The sequence below is a fragment of the Acinetobacter sp. IRS14 genome, assembly GCF_034650275.1.
Taxonomy (GTDB): Bacteria; Pseudomonadota; Gammaproteobacteria; order Pseudomonadales; family Moraxellaceae; genus Acinetobacter; species Acinetobacter oleivorans.
The window spans coordinates 209565-231925 of the sequence record NZ_JAOVFN010000001.1 but is presented as its reverse complement, the minus strand read 5'-3'; the positions used below and the strand labels follow the sequence as shown (position 1 = coordinate 231925).

The window sequence follows — 22361 nt, the reverse complement described above, 5'->3', positions numbered from 1 at the left end:
ATGAGATCAAGCAGAAGCTTGAAGCTGCACCCGATAACAATCATCTAAGGCTAATTCATAATAACGCAGCCCTTCTTCAGCAGCATGAAATGCTTTTTGCTGCCAGTCAGGACGATCATTACATAAACGCTTAATCAGCTCCATGGCTTCATAAGGATGAAGATCATCATAATGCGCATGTGCACGCAACCAAGCTAAAGAACGCTTATCAATCGTTACTTCAGGATGATCAGTGTATGCATGAATACCCTTATAGACCTGAATAGACCAGTCTCCAGTTGCCCATTCAATTGCCAGATTTGTTGCAGCAAGGCACTCTGCCAAATTACCGCGATGACTCATATTCCATAAGAAATGGTTTACAGCATTCATCGCAGCTGGTGGCCGCACACTATCAAGCTTTTCTACAGTTAAACCAAAACCTCCAGCCCAATCGCGATACCATTTTAAGTGTCGCTCTTCTACCTTAATATTTTGGATTAACCAATCTCGTGCTTCTGTGACGCCAGGTTCAGAAAACCCGGTTGCTTTGCCTAATGCCCCAGCCATATATGACGGGAAATGCGCGACTAATGGATAGAAATTAAGTAAAGCATAACGGAAACTATTTAGGCTCAATCCCCCATTGGCCATTTCCGAAAAAAACGGATGTTTACTTACCCGTTCTTTCGCTGGTAGCAGGTCATCCCAGAACTGCTGTGACCATCCATTATGCGGTGTAATTTCTAAATGCATTCCATATTGATTTAGAGCAGTCATTGCTAATTTTCCTATTTATATGACAGCAATCATCTGTATTTCACGCTACAAGTCTATCCGAAAATGATAAAGATACAATCGTTAATCGACCATTTGTAACTTTTTTCGATGGATTGCGATGCTTTAGATAATTGTTACGCTAATCATTGAAATGTCGTGATTTTTATCACATTTAACTCAGATAAAAATCATTACTTTTTTAAAAAATCTGTATTATTATTTTGAATAAATCACACATTATATAATCAATATTTTTAGATGGAACTTTACTAAAAATAAGTCTCATTTTATGACAACTTCCAATATAGAGAGCATTAATTATGAAGTTGCAGGGTTCCAATATATTGGGACAGGAACAAATAGATTTATTAACCACACGAGGATTAAATTTCGTATGGTTTCCAAAGCAGCTTGAAACGATCTATCGTTTTCAATACCAAAACGGTGCTGCCTATGAGTTCCGCTATAGAGCGCCTATTATTTTAATATTATATATATTTTTAAGCTTTGGTATATATCAAGTATTGCCAACTGAACAAGTTTTACCCTGGTTTAGTTATTATTCTTGGGTGGGTGTAATTATTTTCCTTGCCTGGATTTTATCGTTTATTAAAAAATTAAATCAGTATTTTGATTATTATGTAGGAATTGGCTCAGCTTTAGCGGTAGCAATTACTTTTATTTTAATTAACGTTATAGAAAATGGCCAAGAGAACGTTCTTTTTCATGCGGCGATGATGTATGCGATTGTGATTATCTATGGTGCAGTAGGTATGCGTTTTTATACCGCCATATTTGCTGGATGGGTTGGAGGACTTGTTGGAATTTTGGTAAGTAACTACTTAAATGGGGTGATCGACTGGACTTTCTTGAACCGAACTTACACCTTCAGTAGTTTCTTGGGCATGACCCTTGCCTATGCAACTGACCGCCAACATCGAGAAAACTACTTACAAAACTGCATGATCGAGTTGAATCGCATTGAACTGATGCAGCAAGCACAGCAATTATCTTTGCTTTCCCAGCAAGATGCACTCACTGGTTTAGCCAATCGACGCTATCTAGATGAAACACTGGATAACGAATGGCGCCGTGCTTTACGACATGAAACACCCCTTACCATCATGATGGTCGATATCGACTATTTTAAAGCTTACAACGACACTTTAGGACATCTAAAGGGTGATGAATGTTTAAAAGAAATCGCAATTGCTATTTCTTCTATTGCTGCACGCAGTGGTGATTTGGTTGCTCGTTATGGTGGTGAAGAATTTTTACTGTTATTTCCAATGACAAATTCTCAGCAAGCCTTGATTCAAGTTGAACGTTTAATGAATGCTATTGATAAAATTGCAATTAAACACCCATGTAGTGATGTTTCACCACAAGTCACTATTAGTGTTGGTGTGGCAACCACGATTCCACGTCTAAATGATTCAATTTCTGCTTTCGTAGCTCGCGCTGACCATGCTTTGTATAAGGCAAAAACGAATGGCCGTAATCAATATAAGATTGCTGTAAACGAAGAACAAATTGTAGATTTAACTTAAAAAGTCTGACTTCCATTTGAAATGACTCAATATAAATAATTAGCTTTTCCATCCGTGGCAAAGCTAAAAAACAATTTAGAATCATTACATACAAAAATCTCTTTTATTTAAGTTTTAAACCATCCGTTAAAAATGGCTTATATAAACTTAACAAATTTAGCGACTTTCAATTAATCGACATTCTATTTTAAATAATAAAAAATTACAGGCTTCAGCCAATATAATGTAGAAAAACTCCACTTCATTAGAACCCACCCCTTAGTTTCTTCCAAAATTTAATTAAAAAATAAAAAAAAGAATTTTGTTCTATTCTCTGCGGCACATTAGAAATAGTTTCAGTCGAAAATGGTAAAATCGAAACAATATTTTCATGTATTGTTTCATAATTTGGATAAGCTTCTTTTTTTATTATTTCTATAATTTTTTGTATTTCATCAAGGGATAAATTCAAAAACCTCTTAATTTCTTGAGCTGTTTTTGACTCAATAGATAATAAAGCACAAACTCTAGTAACATTAACAATCTGCTCTGCATGAATGTTTTTAAAGTTTGGATAACAAACAAGTTTATAAAGAATCTTTGTCTCTAGATGATCTTTAGAAACGATATTCTCATTATTTGTTATACGTTCTTGATGACTAATTTTAAAATATTCATTCTTCTCAATATCTTGTAAAATATTTAGAAGCTCCTGATACCTTATTGGTCTCTTCAAACCATATTGGTAGCCTTTTAAAAGTTCAGGATTATTACTTAATACGATCTTAATTTTTTTTGGAATAAGTATATTGGTGTAACCGCTATCTAAATCAATAATATGTATGTCTGGATTGTCTTCGCTGTATATCCAATTCCCTAAAAGATGAGATGACAAAGATAAGTCATGAATAACTTTTATCATTGCCTCTAAATTTTTAGGCAATAGCCTATCCTTTGACATACAGCCAATTCTATATGTGCATTGATTCATTGATATTTCCCCAATTTCAATGATGACTTTGAAAATTCTTTGTTTAAAGTAATAAAAATTTAAATGTGTAGTAAGCTTATATAAAAGCAATTTGATTAAATTAACTTTATTTGATAAATATAAAAATCTGGTGTAGTAAAAATTAACAATTTTTAATTGCTGATTTTACAGATGAATATATTCAAAAATAAATCGCAGAATATTATATTTATATAAATATTATAAGACAAGACAATAATTTAAAATTTAATCAAACTTCGGTGTAATAAAAACTTAAAACCCCATATTTAAATTAAATATGGGGTTTTAAGTACTATAATCAAAAAATATGATTAAGGTTCAATTGGCGCAAATGGCGGAATAACATCTGCATTTTGAGCACGATGGCGTAGGAAGTGGTCCATTAAAACAATAGCCAGCATTGCTTCTGCAATCGGTGTTGCACGTACACCTACACATGGATCATGACGGCCTTTAGTCAACACATCTGTATCTTCACGATTTAAATTAATCGTTTTACCTGGTGTTGTAATGCTTGCTGTTGGTTTTAGTGCAATAGCAACTCGAATGGATTGACCACTTGAGATACCACCCAAAATCCCACCAGCATGATTCGCTAAAAAGCCATTACTGGTCAATTCATCACGTGTTTCATGACCAAACTGTCCAGCAACTGCAAAACCATCACCGATTTCAACACCTTTAACCGCATTAATACTCATCATTGCATGAGCAATATCAGCATCTAAACGGTCAAAAACCGGTTCACCCCAGCCTACAGGAACTTTTTCAGCTAAAATTTCTAGCTTCGCGCCACAGCTTGTTCCCTGTTCACGCAAAGAAGTCACCAAAGCTTCAAAACGTGAAACAGCGTCTACATCACCACAGAAAAATGGATTATTCGGAACTTCATTCCAATCCAGTTTTTCGGCAACTTCATTGCCGATTTGAGTAACATGACCACGGATCAAGACGCCAAATTTTTCTGCCAAATATTTTTTAGCAATTGCACCCGCTGCAACACGCATAGCAGTTTCACGAGCACTTGAACGGCCACCGCCACGATAGTCACGGAAACCGTATTTTTGCGTATATGTATAGTCAGCATGGCCAGGTCTAAAAGTTTGGGCAATATTACCGTAATCTTTTGATTTCTGATCAGTATTCTCAATCAATAAACCAATTGGTGTGCCTGTCGTTTTACCTTCAAAAACACCTGAAATGATTTTAACCTGATCTGGCTCTTTACGTTGAGTCGCAAATTTAGAAGTTCCCGGTTTACGACGGTCAAGATCTTTTTGTAAGTCTTCTTCAGTTAACTCAAGGCCTGGTGGCACACCATCAACAATTGCCATTAAGCCAACGCCATGAGACTCACCACAAGTGGTTACACGAAAGAGTTGTCCAATACTATTCCCTGCCATATGCCCAACTCCTTATATTTGCTCTTCAAATAGTTTTCTATAACGGCGACATTGTTCAGCAGTCAAAGCAAAAATACCTGAACCACCTTTTTGGAAAGTGAGCCAGTTGAAATCAATCGTATTAAAGTTCTGACGCATCGACCATTCAGAATTACCAACTTCAATGACAATAAGACCATCTTCAGTTAAGTAATCTGCCGCTTGTGCAAGCATTTTGCGAACTAAATCTAAACCATCTTGGCCTGCTGCCAATGCAAGTTCAGGTTCATGTAAAAACTCTTCTGGTAAGTCAGCCATATCTTCAGCATCAACGTATGGCGGATTACTTACAATCAAATCATACTGATTTTCAGCTGGAATCTTGGCAAACAAGTCAGATTCAAGTAATGCAACTTGATATTGCTTATTGTGGTGTTCAGTATTAATTGAAGCAACTTCTAAAGCTTCTTTAGAAATGTCAGTTGCATCTATTTCAGCGTCTGGATATGCATAAGCCAAAGCAATCGCAATACAACCAGAACCTGTACACATATCTAAGATACGTTGTGGCGTTTTAGGTTTTGCATTTTCTGGCAAATTATTAAGAGCTTCGCGCATTTGACCATTTTCATCTAAACAATATGGTGCAAAACGTTGCTCAATTAATTCTGCAATTGGTGAACGTGGAATGAGTACACGCTCATCTACATAAAATGGCTTATTAAAGAAATAAGCAAGATTTAATAAATAAGATGTTGGAATACGGTCATTGATACGACGTTCCAATAAGCTTAAAAATTCTGCTTTTTCGCTTGGTAATAACTTCGCATCTAGAATTTCTGCGTCTGCTGACCATTCAAGAGATAAGGTTTGTAAAACTAATGCAGAGCTTTCTGCAAAATAATCTTCAGTACCTTGTCCTAAATGTGCATCATGTTGACGTAATGCTGATACCCCAAAACGAATAAAATCTCGAATTGTTGATAAATTTTCAGCCGCTTCCTGTAAATTTTCAGGGCTAATCGTCGGTCGCTCCACTTAGGCGTCTCCAAAGGCAAATTTTGCAAAGTGACTATTCTACTGAGTGAGGTACAGCAAAGCAACGCTTTGCCTTGTGAACAGGAGTTTTACATGCCTATCTCTAACAATCACACGTTAAAATCAGAATACTTTGTTTTAATTAAGAAATAATGAACTTTTAACTAGAGATTGATTTAAATTTTTAAAATAAAAAAGCGGCCTTTAAATACTGACCGCTTTTCGAGATTAGTCGGCTTAAAGCTTAAGCTTAAGCTTTTCAGCAACATAATCAGAATCTTTATCTCCACGACCTGATAGATTCACCACAATCATGGTTTCTTTCGGCAGTTTTGGTGCTTCACGAATTGCCCATGCGACAGCGTGTGAGCTTTCAAGTGCAGGAACAATGCCTTCAACACGAGAAAGTGTCATAAAAGCATCTAAACATTCTTGGTCAGTTGCAGTGCTATATTCAACACGCCCTAAATCTTTTAAAAAGCTGTGTTGTGGCCCAACACCCGGATAGTCTAGTCCTGAAGCAATAGAATGCACGGGTAAAGGTTCACCCGCCTCATTTTCAAGCACATAACACGCCATACCATGAATTTGACTTGGCTTACCTAAAGTTAGCGTTGCTGAATGCATATTGGTTTCTAAACCATGTCCAGCTGGCTCAACCCCAACAAGTTTTACGTCTGAGTCATTTAAAAATGCAGTAAATGCACCTATTGCATTTGAACCACCACCTACACATGCCACCACATAATCTGGACTTTTTCCAAATCGTTGATGCGTTTGATCTTTAATTTCATTACCAATAATCGATTGAAAATCACGAACCATTTTAGGAAATGGATGTGGACCCACAACAGAACCAATCGCATATATAAAGTTTTTAGGGTCTTTTAAATATTCTTCAAATGCACTATCTACAGCATCTTTTAATGTTGCTGTACCACGTGTAACTGCCACCAAATGAGCACCCAAAATTTTCATTTTGACCACATTTGGATGTTCTTTTTCAATATCGACTTGACCCATGTGAATTTCACAGGGAATTCCTACTAATGCACAAGCTGTTGCCAAAGCGACCCCATGCTGACCAGCACCTGTTTCAGCAATAACTTTCTTTTTGCCCATATATTTAGCAAGTAAAGCTTCACCTAAGCAGTGATTAATTTTGTGGGCACCAGTGTGGTTCAAATCTTCACGTTTTAAGTAAATTTGTGCGCCACCTAACTGTTCAGACAAACGCTTCGCATGAAATAACGGACTTGGACGGCCTACATAATTCGTAAAGAGGTCTGATAGTTCATTTTGAAATTCAGCTGTATGATGAATTTCTTCATAGGCAACATTAATTTCATCCATTGCTTCTTTTAAATGTGGAGGAATGAACTGTCCGCCATATTCACCAAAAAATCCTTGTTCATTCGGCAAAGCAATACCGTTAATTTGATGTTGCATATCATCCCTCTTTTTTAAATTATTAAAGTTATTAAGCTTATCGAGAAAGGTAACGCGTTAAATCCTCAATGCCTTTTAGCGTCATTGGATACATATGATTTTCAAAAATCTCTTTAATCCAACCAATGGTTTGAGTGTAATGCCAATACCCTTCTGTTTCAGGATTTAACCACGCTGTTTTATCAAAATGTTGACGTAGGCGACGTAACCAAACCTCGCCTGTTTCATCATTCATATATTCAACCGAGCCACCCACCGATTTCAACTCATACGGTGCCATACTGGCATCACCCACTACAATTACACGATAGTCGCGTCCATAGGTGTGAAACAAATCCCATGTGTTCATGCGGGTTGCAGTTCTTCGGTAGTTATCTTTCCAGACATAGTCATAGAGACAATTATGGAAATAGAAGTATTCGAGTGTCTTAAACTCACTTTTAGCGGCACTAAACAGTTTTTCGCATTGTGCAATATGAGCATCCATCGAACCGCCCACATCGAACAACATCAGCACTTTTATTCGGTTTCGACGCTCAGGTACCATTTGAACATCTAAAATACCTTGCTTAGCTGTTTCACGGATTGTACCGTCAACGTCCAACTCTTCAGCTGCACCGTGGCGCGCAAATTTCCGCAAACGGCGCAAAGCAATTTGCATTTGGCGAGTACCAAGAACTTGGTCATCATCCAGATTTTGATATTTACGTTGTTCCCAGACTTTAACTGCCGAACGTTTACGCCCTGGTCCACCAATTCTGACACCTTCTGGATGATCTCCAAAAGCCCCAAAAGGTGAAGTACCACCAGTACCCACCATGCGGTTACCACCCTGATGTTTTTTATGCTGTTCGCGTAACCGCTCTTCCAGCATTTTCATCAGTTCTTCTAAGGAACCTGCTTTTTGGAGTTCTGCCCGTTGTTCAGGAGTTAAATGCTTTTCTAGAAGCTCTAAATCAAACCAGTCTTTTGGCAACTTATGAACTTGCTTGAGTAACTCGTCCAGATCAAAGGTTTCAATGCCGTCAAAATAATCTTTCATGGCACGATCAAACTTGTCAAAAAAGCGCTCATCTTTAACTAAAATTGTTTTAGCAAGTTGATAAAACTCTTCTTGATCGGCAAAAACTAAGCCTTCACTCACAGCACGGTTTAAGTCAATGAGTTCACGAGTTGTAACTGGAACACCGTATTTACGTAAGGTGTAAAATAACCGCACAAACATGGGTTATTCCCTCCTTTAACGTCGAGACATGAAAGCCAAACGTTCGAGGAGTTGCACATCCTGCTCGTTTTTGATCAGCGCACCATATAAAGGTGGAATCGCTTTTGATGTATCTCGATTGCGTAATACATCCTCTGGCATATCATCTGCCATGAGTAAGCTTAACCAATCAATTAACTCAGAGGTTGATGGTGGTTTCTTCAAATTAGGGATTTCACGTAGTTTAAAGAAAACCTGTAAAGCTTCGTTTACTAGTGTTGCAGAGATATTTGGGAAATGAACTGCAATGATTTCTCGCATTGTAGCTTCATCTGGAAACTCAATGTAATGAAAAAAACAACGACGCAAGAAAGCATCTGGCAATTCTTTTTCATTATTCGAAGTAATAATTACAATTGGGCGCTGTGTTGCCGTAATTGTTTCATTGGTTTCATAAACATAAAAAGACATTTTATCGAGTTCATGCAGCAAGTCATTTGGAAACTCGATATCGGCTTTGTCAATTTCATCAATTAACAAAACACAACGCTCTTCACTCGTGAAAGCTTCCCACAGTTTACCGGGTTTAATATAGTTCTTAATATCGTAAACTCGATCATCACCCAACTGGCTGTCTCGTAAACGAGAAACCGCATCATATTCATACAACCCTTGCTGCGCTTTGGTTGTCGATTTGATATGCCAAGTGATCAGTTTTAAACCCAAACTTTGTGCTACTTGTTCAGCAAGTAAAGTTTTACCCGTGCCAGGTTCACCCTTAATTAGTAAAGGCTTTTGTAAAGCACGAGCTGCTTTTACAGCGAGCTTAAGACTATCAGTCGCGATATATTGATCTGTACCGGTAAAATGTTGGGTATCAGCAGACATGTAAAGACCTTATTTTTCTATTTCAATGGTTAGATGGAACGCATGCTTTTGTTTGTTGAATATTTTGACCAACAATAGCCAACAACCAAACCTAGACCAACTACAAACAGAATTAAAGATAAATTTGACCAAATTAGAGGGCTATCTTTGGTTAAAACACCAAATAGAAGTCCAAAAATAGCCGGTGCTACCGATGCATTTGGTCCTTCAGACACTGTTGGGGTAACTAAAATAGCAAATACAATAAGCCAGCTAATTGCACCAAAAGTTGTAGGAAGGCGACGCATTAATCGCCACCAACACCATAAAGCAATAATAGCGCCTATTCCGTAAGCTGTTAAAGCAATAACACCTTCAGGAACAACATCCAAAAAAGAGAATAATTGATTCATTATTCCAGTTTGATCTTCACGCACCACGTAAGCCCTCTGGTTCAACCGCATTTGGGTTAATTAACCCTTCTGGCGGCATCTGAATAAAGAAACCTTTTGTTTGTAATGAGTCTAAAACATGTAAAACATTAGCACGCGCCAATTTACGTGTTGGAGCTAATTCTAAATGCATGACAAACGTTGCACGACCAAACGCTTGTAAAACAGCTTCAGGAACATTTTCAAACGGATCAGCTTGTTCCGCATCGTCAGGATAGTTTGGACGAGCAATATACATGTACATTTCATCTTTTTTGCTCGATCTATAAATATCACAGTGCATTTCAAATCAACTCTTGAACTAAGGACAGCATACATGAAAAAAAACGACTCACACACGCAGGTTTGTTTACGCATCAGTCGTTTTTTTAATTCTTAGGAAATATTAACCTACAACATTGATTAAGGTCGATAATAACTTTGTTCCAGATAAAAACTGGCTTTCACAACAAATTAATAAATATTTGATTTTAAACACTAAACCTAATTTTCAACTTTAATAAAATAAAAACAATTTTTAGGAAAAAAGAAAAAATGTTCGTTACTGAGTACTTTTTGTGATCTATTTTTAATACTTCCACACATTAATACTATGAAATTTATGACATTAAAGTGAGCTATTAAATTTTAAAATTCACATTTAAGTAAAACTTCTAACCACTTAATACACATTGGGAGACATTACTTAACTGGTTTAAATTCTCAGCATGTTTAAATATTAAGTATCTTAATCATAGATATGGAGGATGAACCTATGCCTCGCGGTGATAAAACAGCTTACACAGCAAAGCAAAAACGTCAGGCTAAACATATTGTTGAGAGTGAAGTGGATAGAGGTCATTCTCAAGAAGAAGCTGAACGAATTGCATGGTCTACTGTCAATAAACAAGATGGTGGCGGTAAGAAAAAGTCTCACTAAAACAAATATTAAATACTTCTTTAGCTTGGGCTAAAGAAGTATTTTAATCAAAAATAAATTAATAGTGTTTAGAAAACTCGAGAGCTCTTTATATAGTCATCACTTACTTGATTTAAGGCATTCAAAATAGCACTATCATTTTGACTTAATAAGGCTTCATTTAAACATTCCATGTAGTCTATAAGCTTAGACTTAGAGGTGTTGGCAAATTCAGAAGTTACAGCTTCATCTTCATATAAGATCACGTAGCTACGCGCAAAACCATAGATTAAATAGACGGCTGCTTTTTCTTTTGTATTTTGAGGTTCTTTAAGAGACTGTTCACAAGCATTTTTTAACTCTTTAAATGCGTCTGTACCAGTAGATTGATTTTTGAAAGATAAAAGTATTGTTTGGAAGTTCATATCCATATTCCACTCAAAAAGTAAAGCTACAGAAGAAGATGGAAGCTGTCAAATAATATCCTGATTAATATAAATTTAATTGTAAATAAATTTATATTTACTTCCCTTAAATCACGAAAAATCATGCATAAAAAACCACCCTTGTTTTAAGGATGGTTTGCTTAAAACGCAGCAATAATTAGAAGCTTATTTCAATTGTGATCGTGGTACCAGAGTGCTCAATATCAGTTGAGACATTAAACCCTCTGTTTTTAAGCTCCTCTTCAACCAGAGTAAGATGATCAGGGCTTATAGCATCAACAGGAAACCAGAAAGTTGCTTTTCTCTTTCCCTCCTTAGATTCAGACTCAGTACCAGTTAAAATTTTTTCCAATATGACGTCTTGGTTTATTTTAAAGTTTTTAGCATTTTGACGAGCTTGTTCAGCATTAAAGTTGTTAAGCATATTTATCTCTCTAATTATTAATTTATCTAAGTTTATAGCATAAAAAGGCTATATGAGTTTTAGTGTTGTGTAGTTAAAACCAATCAAAGATATAAGTTTATTGGTTGAATAAACTTTCTACCCATTCAATAAATTTTCTCGCATTTCTATTTTTAAAATCTTCCTTATTTGGAATGTAGTAACACAGCTCTGATTGAATGGGTTTGGTTTTAAACTCCTGTAAAAGATTCGCCTTAACGAACCTATGGGTAAGTGTAGCAGAACAAAATACTAATCCATTGGCAGATAAAGCCTCATGTATGCCAAAAATTTCCTGATCAAATTTCTTAATTATCACCCTCTCCTTTTTCCATCCATTCACTTCAAGCCATGTGTCTAATGGTGGACTTGGTAATGCTTTATTTTTCCATTCAGTGGTGAATAACGTTATTGGCTCACTAGCATCTTTGGTCAGAGCAAGTTTAGATGCACTAAATACATTAAAAGACTCATATTTAAGGACATCTTTAGAAGGTACTGAAGATACATCACCATATCGAATAGGCAATGTATATAAGTGACTTTCTAAAGCTTCGCCTGTAGAGAATTCAACTGAGATATCGGGGTGCAATTGATAAAATTCATTTATAGAAGGAATTAACAGCATTGCAGCGAGTGAAGACGTACTAGCCACTCTCACTACATTTCCATTTACTGTTATTTCATCTAATGCATCTTCAATTTTACGAAACCCTTCAGAAATTGCCCCAGCAAGTCTCTCTCCCGTGGTTGTAAGCGTTATTTTTCTTACTTGTCGATGAAATAAATCAACATTTAATCTGCTTTCTAAATTAGTAATATGATGTGAAATCGCAGTTGGTGTTAGCGAAAGTTCTTCAGCAGCCAATTTAAAACTCCCCAATCGAGCGGCTGATTCAAATGCCTTAAGTGCTTGCAAAGAGACTTGCATGCTTTCTCCAAAGTTATATTTATAGGTGATCTAAACTCATCTATAAATGTAATTTTCTCGTTTGTCTACTTATCTTTTAAAACTCAAAATAAATTAAACCTTAACTTTTTTGGAATTTATGATGAGTAAAATATTACATATAGATGCTAGTGTAAGAGCTGCGATTAACCCCAATCCAAACCATAATTCGATTTCTAAAAATATTGCCAGCCGATTGGTCAGCTCATGGAAAAAGCAACTGGCTATAGATGAGTATATCTATCGTGATGTAGGAATGAATCCGCCACCATTTATTACTCAAGACTGGATTGATGCTGTATTCACACCTGAAAATAAAAGAACTCAAGCTCAATGTGATGTTTTATCTATATCGGATCAGTTAATAGCAGAAGTTTCGAGTTCAGATATCATTTTAATTTCTTCCCCTATGTACAATTATGGTATGCCAGCTCAACTTAAAGCATGGTTCGACCAAATTATTCGGATTAATAAAACATTTGATTTTGATCTTGCTCGTGGCGACTTTCCTTTACAACCTCTTCTATCTGGAAAAATTTTAATCATTATCACCTCTAGTGGAGAGTTTGGTTTTGAGAAAGATGGCATCCGCCATCATATGAATCATCTCATGCCTCACCTTCGCACACTCAGCAAATATTTAGGGGTAGAGAAAATTTATGAAATTGCTTCAGAATATCAAGAATTTGGAGATGCACGACATATAAAATCATTAGAAAATGCTTTTCAAAAAGCAGAGAAACTCGTAGCTGAACTTTCCGCTTCATATACAGAAAGTTAGTAAAATATGAATCCTTAAATTTTTCAAATTTAATGACCTACTGACTTTTAACTGAGTTATATGATTAAAAATAAAAAGCCAACCCAATTGGGTTGGCTTTTTTATTTCTGCACCGAAACAAACTTATAGTTATATATTATTTATATTGAAATTGTTTTTCTTACAATCAAGAATATACAGACCTGTATGTTTAATCAATTGAATTTTTCTCATTGAAGAAGTTAATTTAATTCATTATCAATTTTACAAATTAAAATTACTTCAACCCATCACTTTACTAGCTTTTTAATAAAGTTAATTATTTAATATAACTAACATAAACATTTACTTTATTAACTATTAATATTGAATATCTATTATTTATAAATAAAAACTACTCAATTTAAATTATTCATTACTCTTCATTAAAAAAGCCCATCACGAAGATGAGCTTTTAAATTTGAACTATCACATCATTTTAAATGGATAGACTTTTTTTTTCTTCTTGAAATAACTGAATTAATGGTTGAGTTAATAGCTCGTAACGCCAACCCAAAAGATAATCAGGTAAATCTTGTTCATCCCCTTGAGAAAGAACATGTTGATGAATTGCATTTAGCCATTTCTTTCTAAGCAATACTTCTTTAGGAATAGAAGTTTCACTTATTGCATGGGCAAGTACCATATCCATTTTATGCAAAGTTTCTTTAGATGTTACTTTAAAAGGTTTGGCAATTCTTGTTGGCCATTCACTTTCAATCGGCAAATCTTTAAGTAATTCTAAAATAGTTTTTCCATATTCACGAACTACGTTTGGGCGAATATCTTTAACTTGCGAGAGTTGAAAACTATTACGTGGATTCTTTTCAACCATATCAATCATGGTTGAGTTTCTAAGAATAAAACTGCGTGGCTGATTCGTTGCTTTAACAATGTATTCGCGCCATTCACTTAAATTTTGCAGTTGCATCAATTGACGACGCGAATGGCGATAATTACCAACATCGGTGTAAAGCAACTCTGTCGGCGTTTCACTAATAATTTCTTTAGTTAAACTACTACAATCTTCAAGAACATAGTCATAAAGCCCTTTCTGCTTAAGCTGTTCTTGAATATGATGCGCTAACTTCATTATATATAGAACATCATTTGCCGCATAACAAAGTTGCTGAGGCGATAAAGGTCGAGCTAACCAATCAGATCTTGTTTGATCTTTTTCAATATCAATATCGAGGCAAAGCTTCAACGCGCCTTGGTAACTTACTTGCAGCCCATGGCCTAAGAAAGAAAGCCCCACTTGAGTATCAAACACATTAAGCAGATCTTCTTGATCAGCGTAATGATAGATTAAATCGATGTCTTCCCCACACGCATGAAAAATGTTCTGCTGAGCGAGAAATATTTTTTTCCAAAACTGACTTAGATCTAATGAAACACCATCCAACAGATAGACATTGCCATTTACATTAACTTGGCATACTCCAAGTTTAGGCCAGAGTGTGTCAACCTTAATAAATTCTGTATCAAGTCCATATATCGAACATTGATCCATTTTTTGAAGAACATCAACCAAATCGGTTTGCTGTTGGATAAACTGAAACATGCTTTCTCAAGTAAATGCAAAGAGTGCTTAGAACTCTGGTATATATAACATAGAAGTAGGAAATTACCACTTAAACCTTTATGAATACTCTATTTTTGAACAATTTTTCGAAAATAGATAATTTTTTGATCTTTTATTTATATTTTTAAAGTTAACTCCAAATATTCATTGTTTAAAATCTATAAGATCTTTTTCATTCTTATGGGCTTTCATATTTTATTTAAACTTTTTTAATTAAAGACAAAATAACATTCATCTTTTATAACTAAATTAATAAATCTAATTCAATTTTATATGACATCAATGAAATAAGCATCGAAATGCTTATTTCATTCTCATACGATTATGAACTGCCTGACTTAATGTATGGCTATCTACATACTCAAGTTCACCACCTTGCGGTACACCTTGAGCAATACGTGTCATTTGTATAGGTAAGTGCTTAGTCGCTTCTACCAAATAATGAGCGGTTGCCTGTCCCTCTACAGTCGCATTTGTTGCCAAAATCACTTCTTCAATTTTGCCTTGGCTTAAACGCTGAATCAGATAAGGAATACCAATTTCTTCTGGACCAATACCATCTAAAGGTGAAAGATGCCCACCTAAAACATGATATTTACCACGGAAACTTCCGCTTTGCTCAATCGCCATCACATCTGCTGGTGATTCAACCACACACAATAGTTGATCTTCTCGCTCAGTTGAGGCGCAAATATCACAAATTTCATGTTCAGTTAAAGAATGGCAAACGCTGCACTCATGAATATAACTTGAAGCTTCATGTAAAGCATGGGCTAATGCAAACGCACCTTCTCGATTTTTCATCAAAAGATGTAATGCCATACGTTGAGCCGATTTCGGACCAACGCTAGGCAATATACGTAAAGCTTGAACGAGTTGTTCAAATCTATCGCTAAACACAGAATTTCCTTAGAACATGCCCGCTAAGCCAGGTGGCAAGCCCATACCAGAATTCGCTTTTTGCATTTTTTCTTCAGAAATAACTTCTGCTTGACGTACAGCATCATTTACCGCTGCAGCAATCAAATCTTCAATCATATCTGGTTCATCTTGAAGTAATTCAGGGTTAATTTCGATACGTTTTACAAGATAGCGCCCAGTCATGGTTACTTTAACCAAACCGCCACCAGCTTCTGCATGAACTTCAGTTTGAGCAAGCTCTTCTTTCGCCTTTTTTATATTTGTTTCCATATCTTTTTGCATGCGCTGCGCTTGCTGCATGAGCATATTGATATTCATAACTTTACTCCGTATCTCTATCAAATCTTTAAAGCATTATGCGTTATCTGGTAATACTTTATAAAAACTTAATCTCATTGAACCAACCTATGCGATTAAAACACATACAGATTAGTGCATTGAACTCAAATTAATCCGTAATTCTGACACAATAGGCTAATGTTTTCTATCAGTATCTCTAGCTCTATTTTACGTAGCGACATGAGTAACATGCTCATATTTAGGTACACTTCCTAAATACTTAGATGGAATACGTTAAAGTCTAATAAAAACTCATAGCACTATTGAGATGCCTGTAGACCTTTATCAATTGTTTTATATTCACTTAAGGGAACTTTCTTAAAGGAGGTATTTGCTTCTTGAATAGATTTATCTGCTTCTTGAACAGACTTCTCTGCATTGTTGATTAATAAAGTTGTCTCATTCACTGGGTTCTGACTCGGTTTAGTCAGCAATTTGTATCCAACTACCCCGATTACCCCCACTACAACGACAATAGCAATAGGCTTAAGCATTTTAAAACTCACATTTCTTTTAATTAAATTTACAGTCTTTATACCTTGTACTCTTAGCTCTCATTTGAACAAAAATGTAGGTTTTTTATTGTAATTCTGAAATTTGAGTAACATTTAAATATAAAAAAACCATCTCGATTAAAGAGATGGTTTCATGAAAAAATAACCCAAAAGAATTATTTCAATAAGGATAATTAGATCAGATCAAGACCACGTGAGATATCACGAATAATGTCATTAATATCTTCTAAGCCTACAGATACACGGATTAACCCCTCTTGAATACCAGCCGCAGCTTTTGCATCAACAGAAAGTTTGCCATGTGTAGTCGTTGCAGGATGGGTAATTGTTGACTTCACATCACCTAGGTTACCAGTAATCGAAATAAACTTAGTATTATCAATAACCTTCCAAGCACCTTCACGTTCGCCTTTAACAACGAAAGAAACAATCCCACCAAAACCAGTTTGCTGTTTAGCGGCAAGTTCATGACCTTCTTGAGTTGGTAAACCAGCATAGTAAACTTTTTCTACTTTTTCATGAGTAGATAACCATTCTGCAAGAATTTGGGCACTCTCACAATGTGCCTTCATACGCAAACGTAAAGTTTCTAAACCTTTTAAGAAAACCCATGCATTAAATGGACTCATTGATGGTCCAAGCGTACGGACAACACCAAAAACTTCTTCTAATAACTGATGATTACCGACAACAGCACCGCCTAGTGCGCGCCCTTGTCCATCTAAATATTTAGTCGCAGAGTAAATGACAAGGTCTGCCCCAAACTTTAATGGTTGCTGTAAAACAGGCGTACAGAAGCTGTTATCAACCGCAAGTAATGCACCATTCGCATGAGCAATATCTGCAAGCGCTTGAATATCTGCAATCTCGGCTAGAGGATTAGACGGCGACTCAACAAATAAAAGTTTAGTTTCTGGACGTACTGCGTTTTTCCAATCGTCCAAATCACATAAATCGACAAATGTAATATCTACACCAAACTTGGCAATATATTTTTCAAACAAGGCAACAACTGAACCAAATACTGCTCTTGAGCAAATAACATGATCACCCGCTTTGAGATATGCCATAGTAACTGACAAAATCGCGCCCATTCCAGAGCTTGTCGCAACAGCACGTTCAGCACCATCTAAAGCTGCTAAACGTTTTTCAAACATCGATACAGTCGGATTGGTAAAACGAGAATAGATATTTCCTTGAACTTGACCAGAAAATTTTGCTGCAGCTTCTTCTGCATTTTCATATACAAAAGATGATGTCAAAAAAATCGGTTCGCCATGCTCACCTTCAAAACTACGAGTATGTCCGGTACGAATGGCTAAAGTATCAAGTTGGTATTCTAAATCATCAGACTGGTTCATTAAATGTTCGCCTTTACTGGTCATGTACTAAAAAACTATCATCATTTTGAGTGTCTAAGGTATTTAAGGTCAAGGTAAACCTTAAAATTATCGCTTAGACTTTATTTAATTTTAGTAAATAGTTGGTAAAGCAAGATGAAACGCTTAAAGTCCCTTGTCTCAGAACAAAGCCAAATCAAGCACCTTTCTGCCCGACTATTTCATTCAAAAACATTAGTACTATCTCAAAGCACCCCCTTTGAGGTGATTGGCGAATTCAATCAAACCCGTATTCGTTATTACTCAGCAACACAAAAAAAATTTAAAGAACCATTAGTGTTTGTTGCACCACTCGCAATTAATATGGCGATTTATGATTTATATCCTTATCGCTCTCTTATTAAATACTTTCAAAATGCAGGTTTTGATGTTTATTTAGTCGATTGGGGACGCTTAAAGTTTAAAGATAGACATCTTAACTTTTTATCATTTATTGAAGATTTCATTCCAAAAGCAATAGAACTCGTTCGTACACATTCAGGAAGTGAGCAAATCTCGCTCCATGGCTGGAGTATGGCAGGCATATTCGTTACTTTATATGCTGCTCTGAACCAACCCAACTACATTAAAAATTTAATTGTTCTTGGTAGTCCAATAGATAGTTATGCATCTGGCCATATTGGCAAGCTCTATCGAACAATGAACCATTTAATTAGTCGCAATAAGAAAATTCAGGAACGTATTTATTCTGGATTGCCAGAACGTCTGATCCACAGTCCTGGAATTCTAAATTCATTAGGTTTCAAAATTCTTGATCCTAAAGGTTGGTTAGATGGACATGTACAATTGCTAAAAAATCTTGATGACCTGCAATTTGTACAAGAGCATGCCACCCTAAGTAACTTTTTAAATAATATGATTGACTATCCGGGTGGCATTAATCAGGACATGTTGTTTAATGTCTGGCTACAAAATCCGTTAAAACGTGGCTTTATTCAGTTAAAAGATAAGAAAATCGAATTAAAAAATATAGACTGTTCCCTCTTAGTTGGCGCGGGGAGTAGTGATCAGTTGGTCACTGCTGACGCTGCTTCGCCATTAAGTCAATTGACAAGCAGCCAGGATGTCACGTTTACTCTCATCCCCGGTGGTCATTTAGGCCTAATGTCGAGTCAAGCAAGTGCTCTGGAGTTTTGGCCGAAGCTGGCTACATGGCTCGCTGAACGTTCAACACAAATTTAAGGATAAGGTCATGAGTCAATCTGTTGCATTTATTGGTTTGGGTGCAATGGGCTACCGTATGGCGGCGCATTTACCAAAACGCTTCGATACTGTCTATGTATGGAATCGAAATTTTGAAAAAGCCAAACAACATGCAGCAGACTATGGCACTCAGGCTGTCTCATTAGAGCAAGCCGTACAAGCAGATATTATCTTTTCATGCTTACCGACAAGCACTGATGTAGAAGAGCTTATTAGTAGTGTAGAAATTAAATCTGGAGCAGTCTGGATAGACTGTACCAGCGGGGTTCCTGACTCTGCCCTCGCCTTAGCCAGCTCATTAAAGCAATTAAATGTTGATTTTCTGGATGCTCCAGTAAGCGGTCAAACCATAGGAGCTGAAAACGCAACTTTGACTGTAATGGTGGGTGGTGATGTAGCAGCTTTCGAACGCGCATTACCAGCTCTACAAGCGGTAGGAAAATTAATTAAACATGTTGGTGAGTCTGGCGCTGGATTTGCAGTAAAAGCAGTTAATAATATGCTACTTGCGGTCAACCTTTGGTCTGTTGCAGAAGGTTTCAGTGCTTTAAAAGCGCATGGGGTAAGTTTGAACGAAGCTTTAGAGTGTATTAACGCTTCAAGTGGTAAAAGTCTGGTAACAGAAACTATCTTCCCACAGCGTGTATTGAGTCGTGAATTTCCAGTAACCTTTGGCTTACCTCTTCTTGCCAAAGACACAGGAATTGCTTTAGATTTAGTCAAGCAAGCAAAGCTTCCTGCCCCGCTTTTGTCATTAACACAAAGTTTAATCCAAGCTGCTCATTTAACTGCTGAAGACAACAGTGACTTCTCTGCGGCAGTTAAAATGTATGAAGCGTGGACAAAGATTACATTAGAGTAAATTTAATCTTTTAGATGACTGCCTATTAAACTTAATTTTAATAGGCTCCCTAAGGAATATTATGAAACCTTAAACATGGCAAACTCATGTCATTCATTACGAAAATTTTTCTATATAAAAACATTAAGTATCTGAAAGATTATTATTTTTATACTACGTAGGTACTTTATTAACCTTTTTATAATCGGAGGATCTAAAATAATTTACAATCATTTGTGCACTTTTTTCGGATACAACCTTAGCCTGTTCCATTTTTGCTGAATAAGGATTGGCAAGCATACAGCTAGGAAGCAAAGTATTAGCAAGTGGTGGGAACTTTTCTCTTCCTCCCAAAGTAATCTTTTCAATAAAACTAGCCAACCACATAATATATTCACCTTTATTTTTATATGTTGGCATTAAACTGATATCGAGTTTAGCTGAACATTCATTTGCTGGCTTATTTAAACATTCTTCAAAATCAATAAAGTTATATTTTAATTTATATGAAGTATCTTTTATCTCTTGTCGAATCATACTAACTAAGCGATTCAAGTGCTCAATAATATCCTCTGAGAAAAGCTTTTCTTCTTCAGATTTCTCATAAATGCTTTCAGCAATGAGTAAAAATTGTGGCATTCTCTATTTCCTTTTAATCTTGTCTCCGATGAATAATCAGATCCTTTAAGGAAGTATGATGAATATAACATTGCTATATGTAAGTTAGTTAGATTAAAAAGTAACCACAACAGTAAAAGTGAAAGTTGTATGCCTAATGCATCACACTAATTAAACATATAGCTAATTACCACTCACAAGAGTGGGGTTAAATTAATATATTTCGAAATAACTTAAATAAAAAAAACCCATCTCAATTTTAGAAATGGGCTACAAAAACAAAAAACTATCAAACGCAGCAATTTAAGGACTATATAATAGAAGTTAAAACATGCAAAATCAATACATCTTTCATTTGAAGTGTAAAATAAGATTACTTTTGGCTTATTTATATTTTACAGCTTAAAAGAAAAAGCCCATTTCCGTCTAAATTAAAATGGGCCCAGTGAATTCCACTTAATCCTAAAAACACAAACTGTGATAATTATCACGTTTTATGTTTTTGATAATGTCACTGCTCTTCCCGTTTTTCATTGACCTAATTTCAAACTTCATTTGTCTATTTAGCAAATGAAAAGGCTATAAGATCTCATCTTTTGCTAAAATTTTTTATATCTGATCACCTCAGTCATAGGCTTATTTTTATATCGCCAATAAAAGTTAAAAGTGAATTAAAAAGAATCAAATTCTAAAAAAAAATATATAATTCCTCTTAAGTTTATGTTTTTATTTGATTTTTATAAATTATTGATATCTAAAGTTTTTATTTGTTTTATGAACAAATTATCACCCAAAATGACATTTGAGTAATTAATAATCATTGAAATATTGGTAATAAACCTTATATTGAGTACAGGTTCATACCTTTAACTGAGGAAACGCTCATGAATAAATTTATGGTTGCAGTCTTTACTGGCATGGTGAGCATTGCTGGTTTAAGCGTTCAAGCTGCAACGCCTGAGCAAGAATGTCAGAAATTGCAAGATGACTATAATTTGATTTATGCATCAAAAGGCTTTTGTTTTAAAGATCCTGATGCTAAAGAAAAATATGGTAATGAAAACTGTCATACGACAAAACCAAAGTTTTCTGACAAAGAGCAACAACGTCTTGATGCTATTAAAGAGCGTCAGAAAGAATTGAAATGTAAATAATTTTAAAGGAATAATACATGGCATACGATGATCAAAATATCTTCGCCAAAATTTTACGCAATGAACTTCCAGCGATAAAAATCTATGAAGATGATCAAGTTCTAGCTTTTATGGATATTATGCCTCAAGCCGATGGTCATACATTAGTTATTCCAAAAACACCTGCTGTAACGCTCCTTGATCTCCCCCCAGAAGCAGCCGCATATACCATCCAAATTGTTCAGAAAATTGCGAAAGCAATGGAAAAAGCCCTCAATTTAGAAGGTATCGTCTTGATGCAACTTTCTGGAGCAGCGGCAGGACAAACTGTTCCACATGTTCATTTTCACCTTATTCCTACAAATGTACATCAACTTGGAAAACATGCTGTAGAGTTAGGAGATCAAGAAAAAATTAAAGCTTTAGCTGAGAAAATTAAAGCAGCTCTTTGATTTTTAATATATTAAAGCGGAGTTTTGACTCCGCTTTTTTTCGTCTAAAAACTATAAAAAATTAAAATAATTAATTTATTTCTAAATTTTAATCGTCATAAAACTGTCATTTATTTTTCACGCCCCTG

At 35.6% G+C, this 22361-nt stretch carries 25 protein-coding genes; 7 read left to right on the top strand and 18 right to left on the bottom strand.

What is annotated here, in order from left to right; translation table 11 throughout:
• Positions 1 to 6: 6 nt before the first annotated feature.
• The gene (locus ODQ17_RS01135; RefSeq protein ID WP_049836577.1) at positions 7 to 759 is read right to left on the bottom strand and encodes a TenA family transcriptional regulator; all 753 of its coding nucleotides are present in this window, start codon (positions 757 to 759) and stop codon (positions 7 to 9) included.
• A gap of 320 nt (positions 760 to 1079) precedes the next feature.
• Between ODQ17_RS01135 and ODQ17_RS01130 the strand changes: the two genes are divergently transcribed.
• On the top strand, positions 1080 to 2309 hold the full coding sequence (locus tag ODQ17_RS01130) for a GGDEF domain-containing protein (RefSeq protein ID WP_005304984.1): 1230 nt from the start codon (positions 1080 to 1082) through the stop codon (positions 2307 to 2309).
• Between the two features lie 244 nt (positions 2310 to 2553).
• On the opposite strand, the gene ODQ17_RS01125 is transcribed toward ODQ17_RS01130, so the two are convergent.
• From ODQ17_RS01125 to ODQ17_RS01090, 8 genes are all read right to left on the bottom strand, one after another.
• The gene (locus ODQ17_RS01125) at positions 2554 to 3279 is read right to left on the bottom strand and encodes a hypothetical protein (protein ID WP_322901164.1); all 726 of its coding nucleotides are present in this window, start codon (positions 3277 to 3279) and stop codon (positions 2554 to 2556) included.
• A 332-nt stretch (positions 3280 to 3611) separates the two neighbouring features.
• Positions 3612 to 4703 carry a chorismate synthase gene (gene aroC / locus ODQ17_RS01120; RefSeq protein WP_322901163.1) on the bottom strand — a complete coding sequence of 364 codons (1092 nt, stop codon included), beginning with the start codon at positions 4701 to 4703 and terminating at the stop codon, positions 3612 to 3614.
• Positions 4704 to 4715: 12 nt separating this feature from the next.
• Complete coding sequence (gene prmB, locus ODQ17_RS01115) at positions 4716 to 5720, bottom strand: 50S ribosomal protein L3 N(5)-glutamine methyltransferase (protein WP_174766025.1); 1005 nt, start codon at positions 5718 to 5720, stop codon at positions 4716 to 4718.
• Positions 5721 to 5957: 237 nt separating this feature from the next.
• Positions 5958 to 7169: a tryptophan synthase subunit beta gene (gene trpB / locus ODQ17_RS01110; protein ID WP_322901160.1), complete on the bottom strand. Its 1212-nt coding sequence runs from the start codon at positions 7167 to 7169 to the stop codon at positions 5958 to 5960.
• Positions 7170 to 7206: 37 nt separating this feature from the next.
• Entirely contained in the window at positions 7207 to 8394 is a 1188-nt protein-coding gene (locus ODQ17_RS01105; RefSeq protein ID WP_322901158.1) for a vWA domain-containing protein, read from the bottom strand.
• Between the two features lie 15 nt (positions 8395 to 8409).
• Positions 8410 to 9261 (bottom strand): AAA family ATPase, encoded by an 852-nt coding sequence (locus ODQ17_RS01100; protein WP_002113662.1) that lies wholly within the window; start codon positions 9259 to 9261, stop codon positions 8410 to 8412.
• Between the two features lie 29 nt (positions 9262 to 9290).
• Complete coding sequence (locus tag ODQ17_RS01095; RefSeq protein WP_013198006.1) at positions 9291 to 9677, bottom strand: hypothetical protein; 387 nt, start codon at positions 9675 to 9677, stop codon at positions 9291 to 9293.
• A complete protein-coding gene (locus tag ODQ17_RS01090; protein WP_005304960.1) occupies positions 9670 to 9975 on the bottom strand; it encodes a YcgL domain-containing protein in 306 nt (101 codons plus the stop codon). Before ODQ17_RS01090 ends, ODQ17_RS01095 begins: the two co-directional genes overlap by 8 nt.
• Before the next feature lie 471 nt (positions 9976 to 10446).
• On the opposite strand from ODQ17_RS01090, the gene ODQ17_RS01085 reads away from it, so the two are divergent.
• A complete protein-coding gene (locus ODQ17_RS01085; RefSeq protein WP_002113596.1) occupies positions 10447 to 10611 on the top strand; it encodes a hypothetical protein in 165 nt (54 codons plus the stop codon).
• A gap of 68 nt (positions 10612 to 10679) precedes the next feature.
• Here the strand turns inward: ODQ17_RS01085 and ODQ17_RS01080 are convergent, their stop codons facing one another.
• The 3 genes from ODQ17_RS01080 to ODQ17_RS01070 all read right to left on the bottom strand — a co-directional run bounded on the left by ODQ17_RS01080 (position 10680) and on the right by ODQ17_RS01070 (position 12409).
• Positions 10680 to 11015: a hypothetical protein gene (locus ODQ17_RS01080; RefSeq protein ID WP_322901155.1), complete on the bottom strand. Its 336-nt coding sequence runs from the start codon at positions 11013 to 11015 to the stop codon at positions 10680 to 10682.
• Between the two features lie 178 nt (positions 11016 to 11193).
• A complete protein-coding gene (locus tag ODQ17_RS01075) occupies positions 11194 to 11460 on the bottom strand; it encodes a hypothetical protein (RefSeq protein WP_005304955.1) in 267 nt (88 codons plus the stop codon).
• Between the two features lie 97 nt (positions 11461 to 11557).
• On the bottom strand, positions 11558 to 12409 hold the full coding sequence (locus ODQ17_RS01070; protein WP_322901154.1) for a LysR family transcriptional regulator: 852 nt from the start codon (positions 12407 to 12409) through the stop codon (positions 11558 to 11560).
• A 118-nt stretch (positions 12410 to 12527) separates the two neighbouring features.
• Between ODQ17_RS01070 and ODQ17_RS01065 the strand changes: the two genes are divergently transcribed.
• Positions 12528 to 13208 (top strand): FMN-dependent NADH-azoreductase, encoded by a 681-nt coding sequence (locus ODQ17_RS01065; protein ID WP_322901151.1) that lies wholly within the window; start codon positions 12528 to 12530, stop codon positions 13206 to 13208.
• Positions 13209 to 13665: 457 nt separating this feature from the next.
• Here the strand turns inward: ODQ17_RS01065 and ODQ17_RS01060 are convergent, their stop codons facing one another.
• The 5 genes from ODQ17_RS01060 to ODQ17_RS01040 all read right to left on the bottom strand — a co-directional run bounded on the left by ODQ17_RS01060 (position 13666) and on the right by ODQ17_RS01040 (position 17947).
• Positions 13666 to 14790 (bottom strand): ribonuclease D, encoded by a 1125-nt coding sequence (locus ODQ17_RS01060; protein WP_322901149.1) that lies wholly within the window; start codon positions 14788 to 14790, stop codon positions 13666 to 13668.
• Between the two features lie 324 nt (positions 14791 to 15114).
• The gene (gene recR / locus ODQ17_RS01055) at positions 15115 to 15711 is read right to left on the bottom strand and encodes a recombination mediator RecR (protein ID WP_004792557.1); all 597 of its coding nucleotides are present in this window, start codon (positions 15709 to 15711) and stop codon (positions 15115 to 15117) included.
• Between the two features lie 9 nt (positions 15712 to 15720).
• The gene (locus ODQ17_RS01050; RefSeq protein ID WP_005304937.1) at positions 15721 to 16050 is read right to left on the bottom strand and encodes a YbaB/EbfC family nucleoid-associated protein; all 330 of its coding nucleotides are present in this window, start codon (positions 16048 to 16050) and stop codon (positions 15721 to 15723) included.
• A gap of 281 nt (positions 16051 to 16331) precedes the next feature.
• Complete coding sequence (locus ODQ17_RS01045; RefSeq protein WP_005304936.1) at positions 16332 to 16565, bottom strand: hypothetical protein; 234 nt, start codon at positions 16563 to 16565, stop codon at positions 16332 to 16334.
• A gap of 194 nt (positions 16566 to 16759) precedes the next feature.
• Positions 16760 to 17947, bottom strand: coding sequence for an O-succinylhomoserine sulfhydrylase (locus tag ODQ17_RS01040; RefSeq protein WP_216070181.1), 1188 nt, complete (start codon positions 17945 to 17947; stop codon positions 16760 to 16762).
• Positions 17948 to 18082: 135 nt separating this feature from the next.
• Here ODQ17_RS01040 and ODQ17_RS01035 point away from each other — a divergent pair, with 135 nt between their 5' ends.
• Both ODQ17_RS01035 and ODQ17_RS01030 read left to right on the top strand, forming a co-directional pair.
• Entirely contained in the window at positions 18083 to 19168 is a 1086-nt protein-coding gene (locus tag ODQ17_RS01035) for an alpha/beta fold hydrolase (protein ID WP_322901145.1), read from the top strand.
• A gap of 10 nt (positions 19169 to 19178) precedes the next feature.
• Positions 19179 to 20051, top strand: coding sequence for an NAD(P)-dependent oxidoreductase (locus tag ODQ17_RS01030; protein ID WP_322901143.1), 873 nt, complete (start codon positions 19179 to 19181; stop codon positions 20049 to 20051).
• A 153-nt stretch (positions 20052 to 20204) separates the two neighbouring features.
• Here the strand turns inward: ODQ17_RS01030 and ODQ17_RS01025 are convergent, their stop codons facing one another.
• Positions 20205 to 20669, bottom strand: coding sequence for a hypothetical protein (locus ODQ17_RS01025; RefSeq protein WP_151988058.1), 465 nt, complete (start codon positions 20667 to 20669; stop codon positions 20205 to 20207).
• A gap of 863 nt (positions 20670 to 21532) precedes the next feature.
• Here ODQ17_RS01025 and ODQ17_RS01020 point away from each other — a divergent pair.
• A complete protein-coding gene (locus tag ODQ17_RS01020) occupies positions 21533 to 21802 on the top strand; it encodes a YARHG domain-containing protein (protein ID WP_004792570.1) in 270 nt (89 codons plus the stop codon).
• A gap of 17 nt (positions 21803 to 21819) precedes the next feature.
• On the top strand, positions 21820 to 22233 hold the full coding sequence (locus ODQ17_RS01015) for an HIT family protein (protein WP_322901140.1): 414 nt from the start codon (positions 21820 to 21822) through the stop codon (positions 22231 to 22233).
• The last annotated feature ends 128 nt before the right edge of the window (positions 22234 to 22361 follow it).

Coding starts and splice junctions, on each gene's coding strand:
- ODQ17_RS01035 (WP_322901145.1), top strand. CDS start 18,083: ATGAAACGCTTAAAGTCCCTTGTCTCAGAACAAAGCCAAATCAAGCAC.
- trpB (WP_322901160.1), bottom strand. CDS start 7,169: ATGCAACATCAAATTAACGGTATTGCTTTGCCGAATGAACAAGGATTT.
- ODQ17_RS01030 (WP_322901143.1), top strand. CDS start 19,179: ATGAGTCAATCTGTTGCATTTATTGGTTTGGGTGCAATGGGCTACCGT.
- ODQ17_RS01130 (WP_005304984.1), top strand. CDS start 1,080: ATGAAGTTGCAGGGTTCCAATATATTGGGACAGGAACAAATAGATTTA.
- ODQ17_RS01100 (WP_002113662.1), bottom strand. CDS start 9,261: ATGTCTGCTGATACCCAACATTTTACCGGTACAGATCAATATATCGCG.
- ODQ17_RS01065 (WP_322901151.1), top strand. CDS start 12,528: ATGATGAGTAAAATATTACATATAGATGCTAGTGTAAGAGCTGCGATT.
- ODQ17_RS01135 (WP_049836577.1), bottom strand. CDS start 759: ATGACTGCTCTAAATCAATATGGAATGCATTTAGAAATTACACCGCAT.
- ODQ17_RS01040 (WP_216070181.1), bottom strand. CDS start 17,947: ATGAACCAGTCTGATGATTTAGAATACCAACTTGATACTTTAGCCATT.
- ODQ17_RS01105 (WP_322901158.1), bottom strand. CDS start 8,394: ATGTTTGTGCGGTTATTTTACACCTTACGTAAATACGGTGTTCCAGTT.
- ODQ17_RS01085 (WP_002113596.1), top strand. CDS start 10,447: ATGCCTCGCGGTGATAAAACAGCTTACACAGCAAAGCAAAAACGTCAG.
- ODQ17_RS01075 (WP_005304955.1), bottom strand. CDS start 11,460: ATGCTTAACAACTTTAATGCTGAACAAGCTCGTCAAAATGCTAAAAAC.
- ODQ17_RS01125 (WP_322901164.1), bottom strand. CDS start 3,279: ATGAATCAATGCACATATAGAATTGGCTGTATGTCAAAGGATAGGCTA.
- ODQ17_RS01050 (WP_005304937.1), bottom strand. CDS start 16,050: ATGAATATCAATATGCTCATGCAGCAAGCGCAGCGCATGCAAAAAGAT.
- ODQ17_RS01060 (WP_322901149.1), bottom strand. CDS start 14,790: ATGTTTCAGTTTATCCAACAGCAAACCGATTTGGTTGATGTTCTTCAA.
- aroC (WP_322901163.1), bottom strand. CDS start 4,703: ATGGCAGGGAATAGTATTGGACAACTCTTTCGTGTAACCACTTGTGGT.
- ODQ17_RS01020 (WP_004792570.1), top strand. CDS start 21,533: ATGAATAAATTTATGGTTGCAGTCTTTACTGGCATGGTGAGCATTGCT.
- ODQ17_RS01090 (WP_005304960.1), bottom strand. CDS start 9,975: ATGCACTGTGATATTTATAGATCGAGCAAAAAAGATGAAATGTACATG.
- ODQ17_RS01045 (WP_005304936.1), bottom strand. CDS start 16,565: ATGCTTAAGCCTATTGCTATTGTCGTTGTAGTGGGGGTAATCGGGGTA.
- ODQ17_RS01070 (WP_322901154.1), bottom strand. CDS start 12,409: ATGCAAGTCTCTTTGCAAGCACTTAAGGCATTTGAATCAGCCGCTCGA.
- ODQ17_RS01080 (WP_322901155.1), bottom strand. CDS start 11,015: ATGAACTTCCAAACAATACTTTTATCTTTCAAAAATCAATCTACTGGT.
- ODQ17_RS01025 (WP_151988058.1), bottom strand. CDS start 20,669: ATGCCACAATTTTTACTCATTGCTGAAAGCATTTATGAGAAATCTGAA.
- ODQ17_RS01015 (WP_322901140.1), top strand. CDS start 21,820: ATGGCATACGATGATCAAAATATCTTCGCCAAAATTTTACGCAATGAA.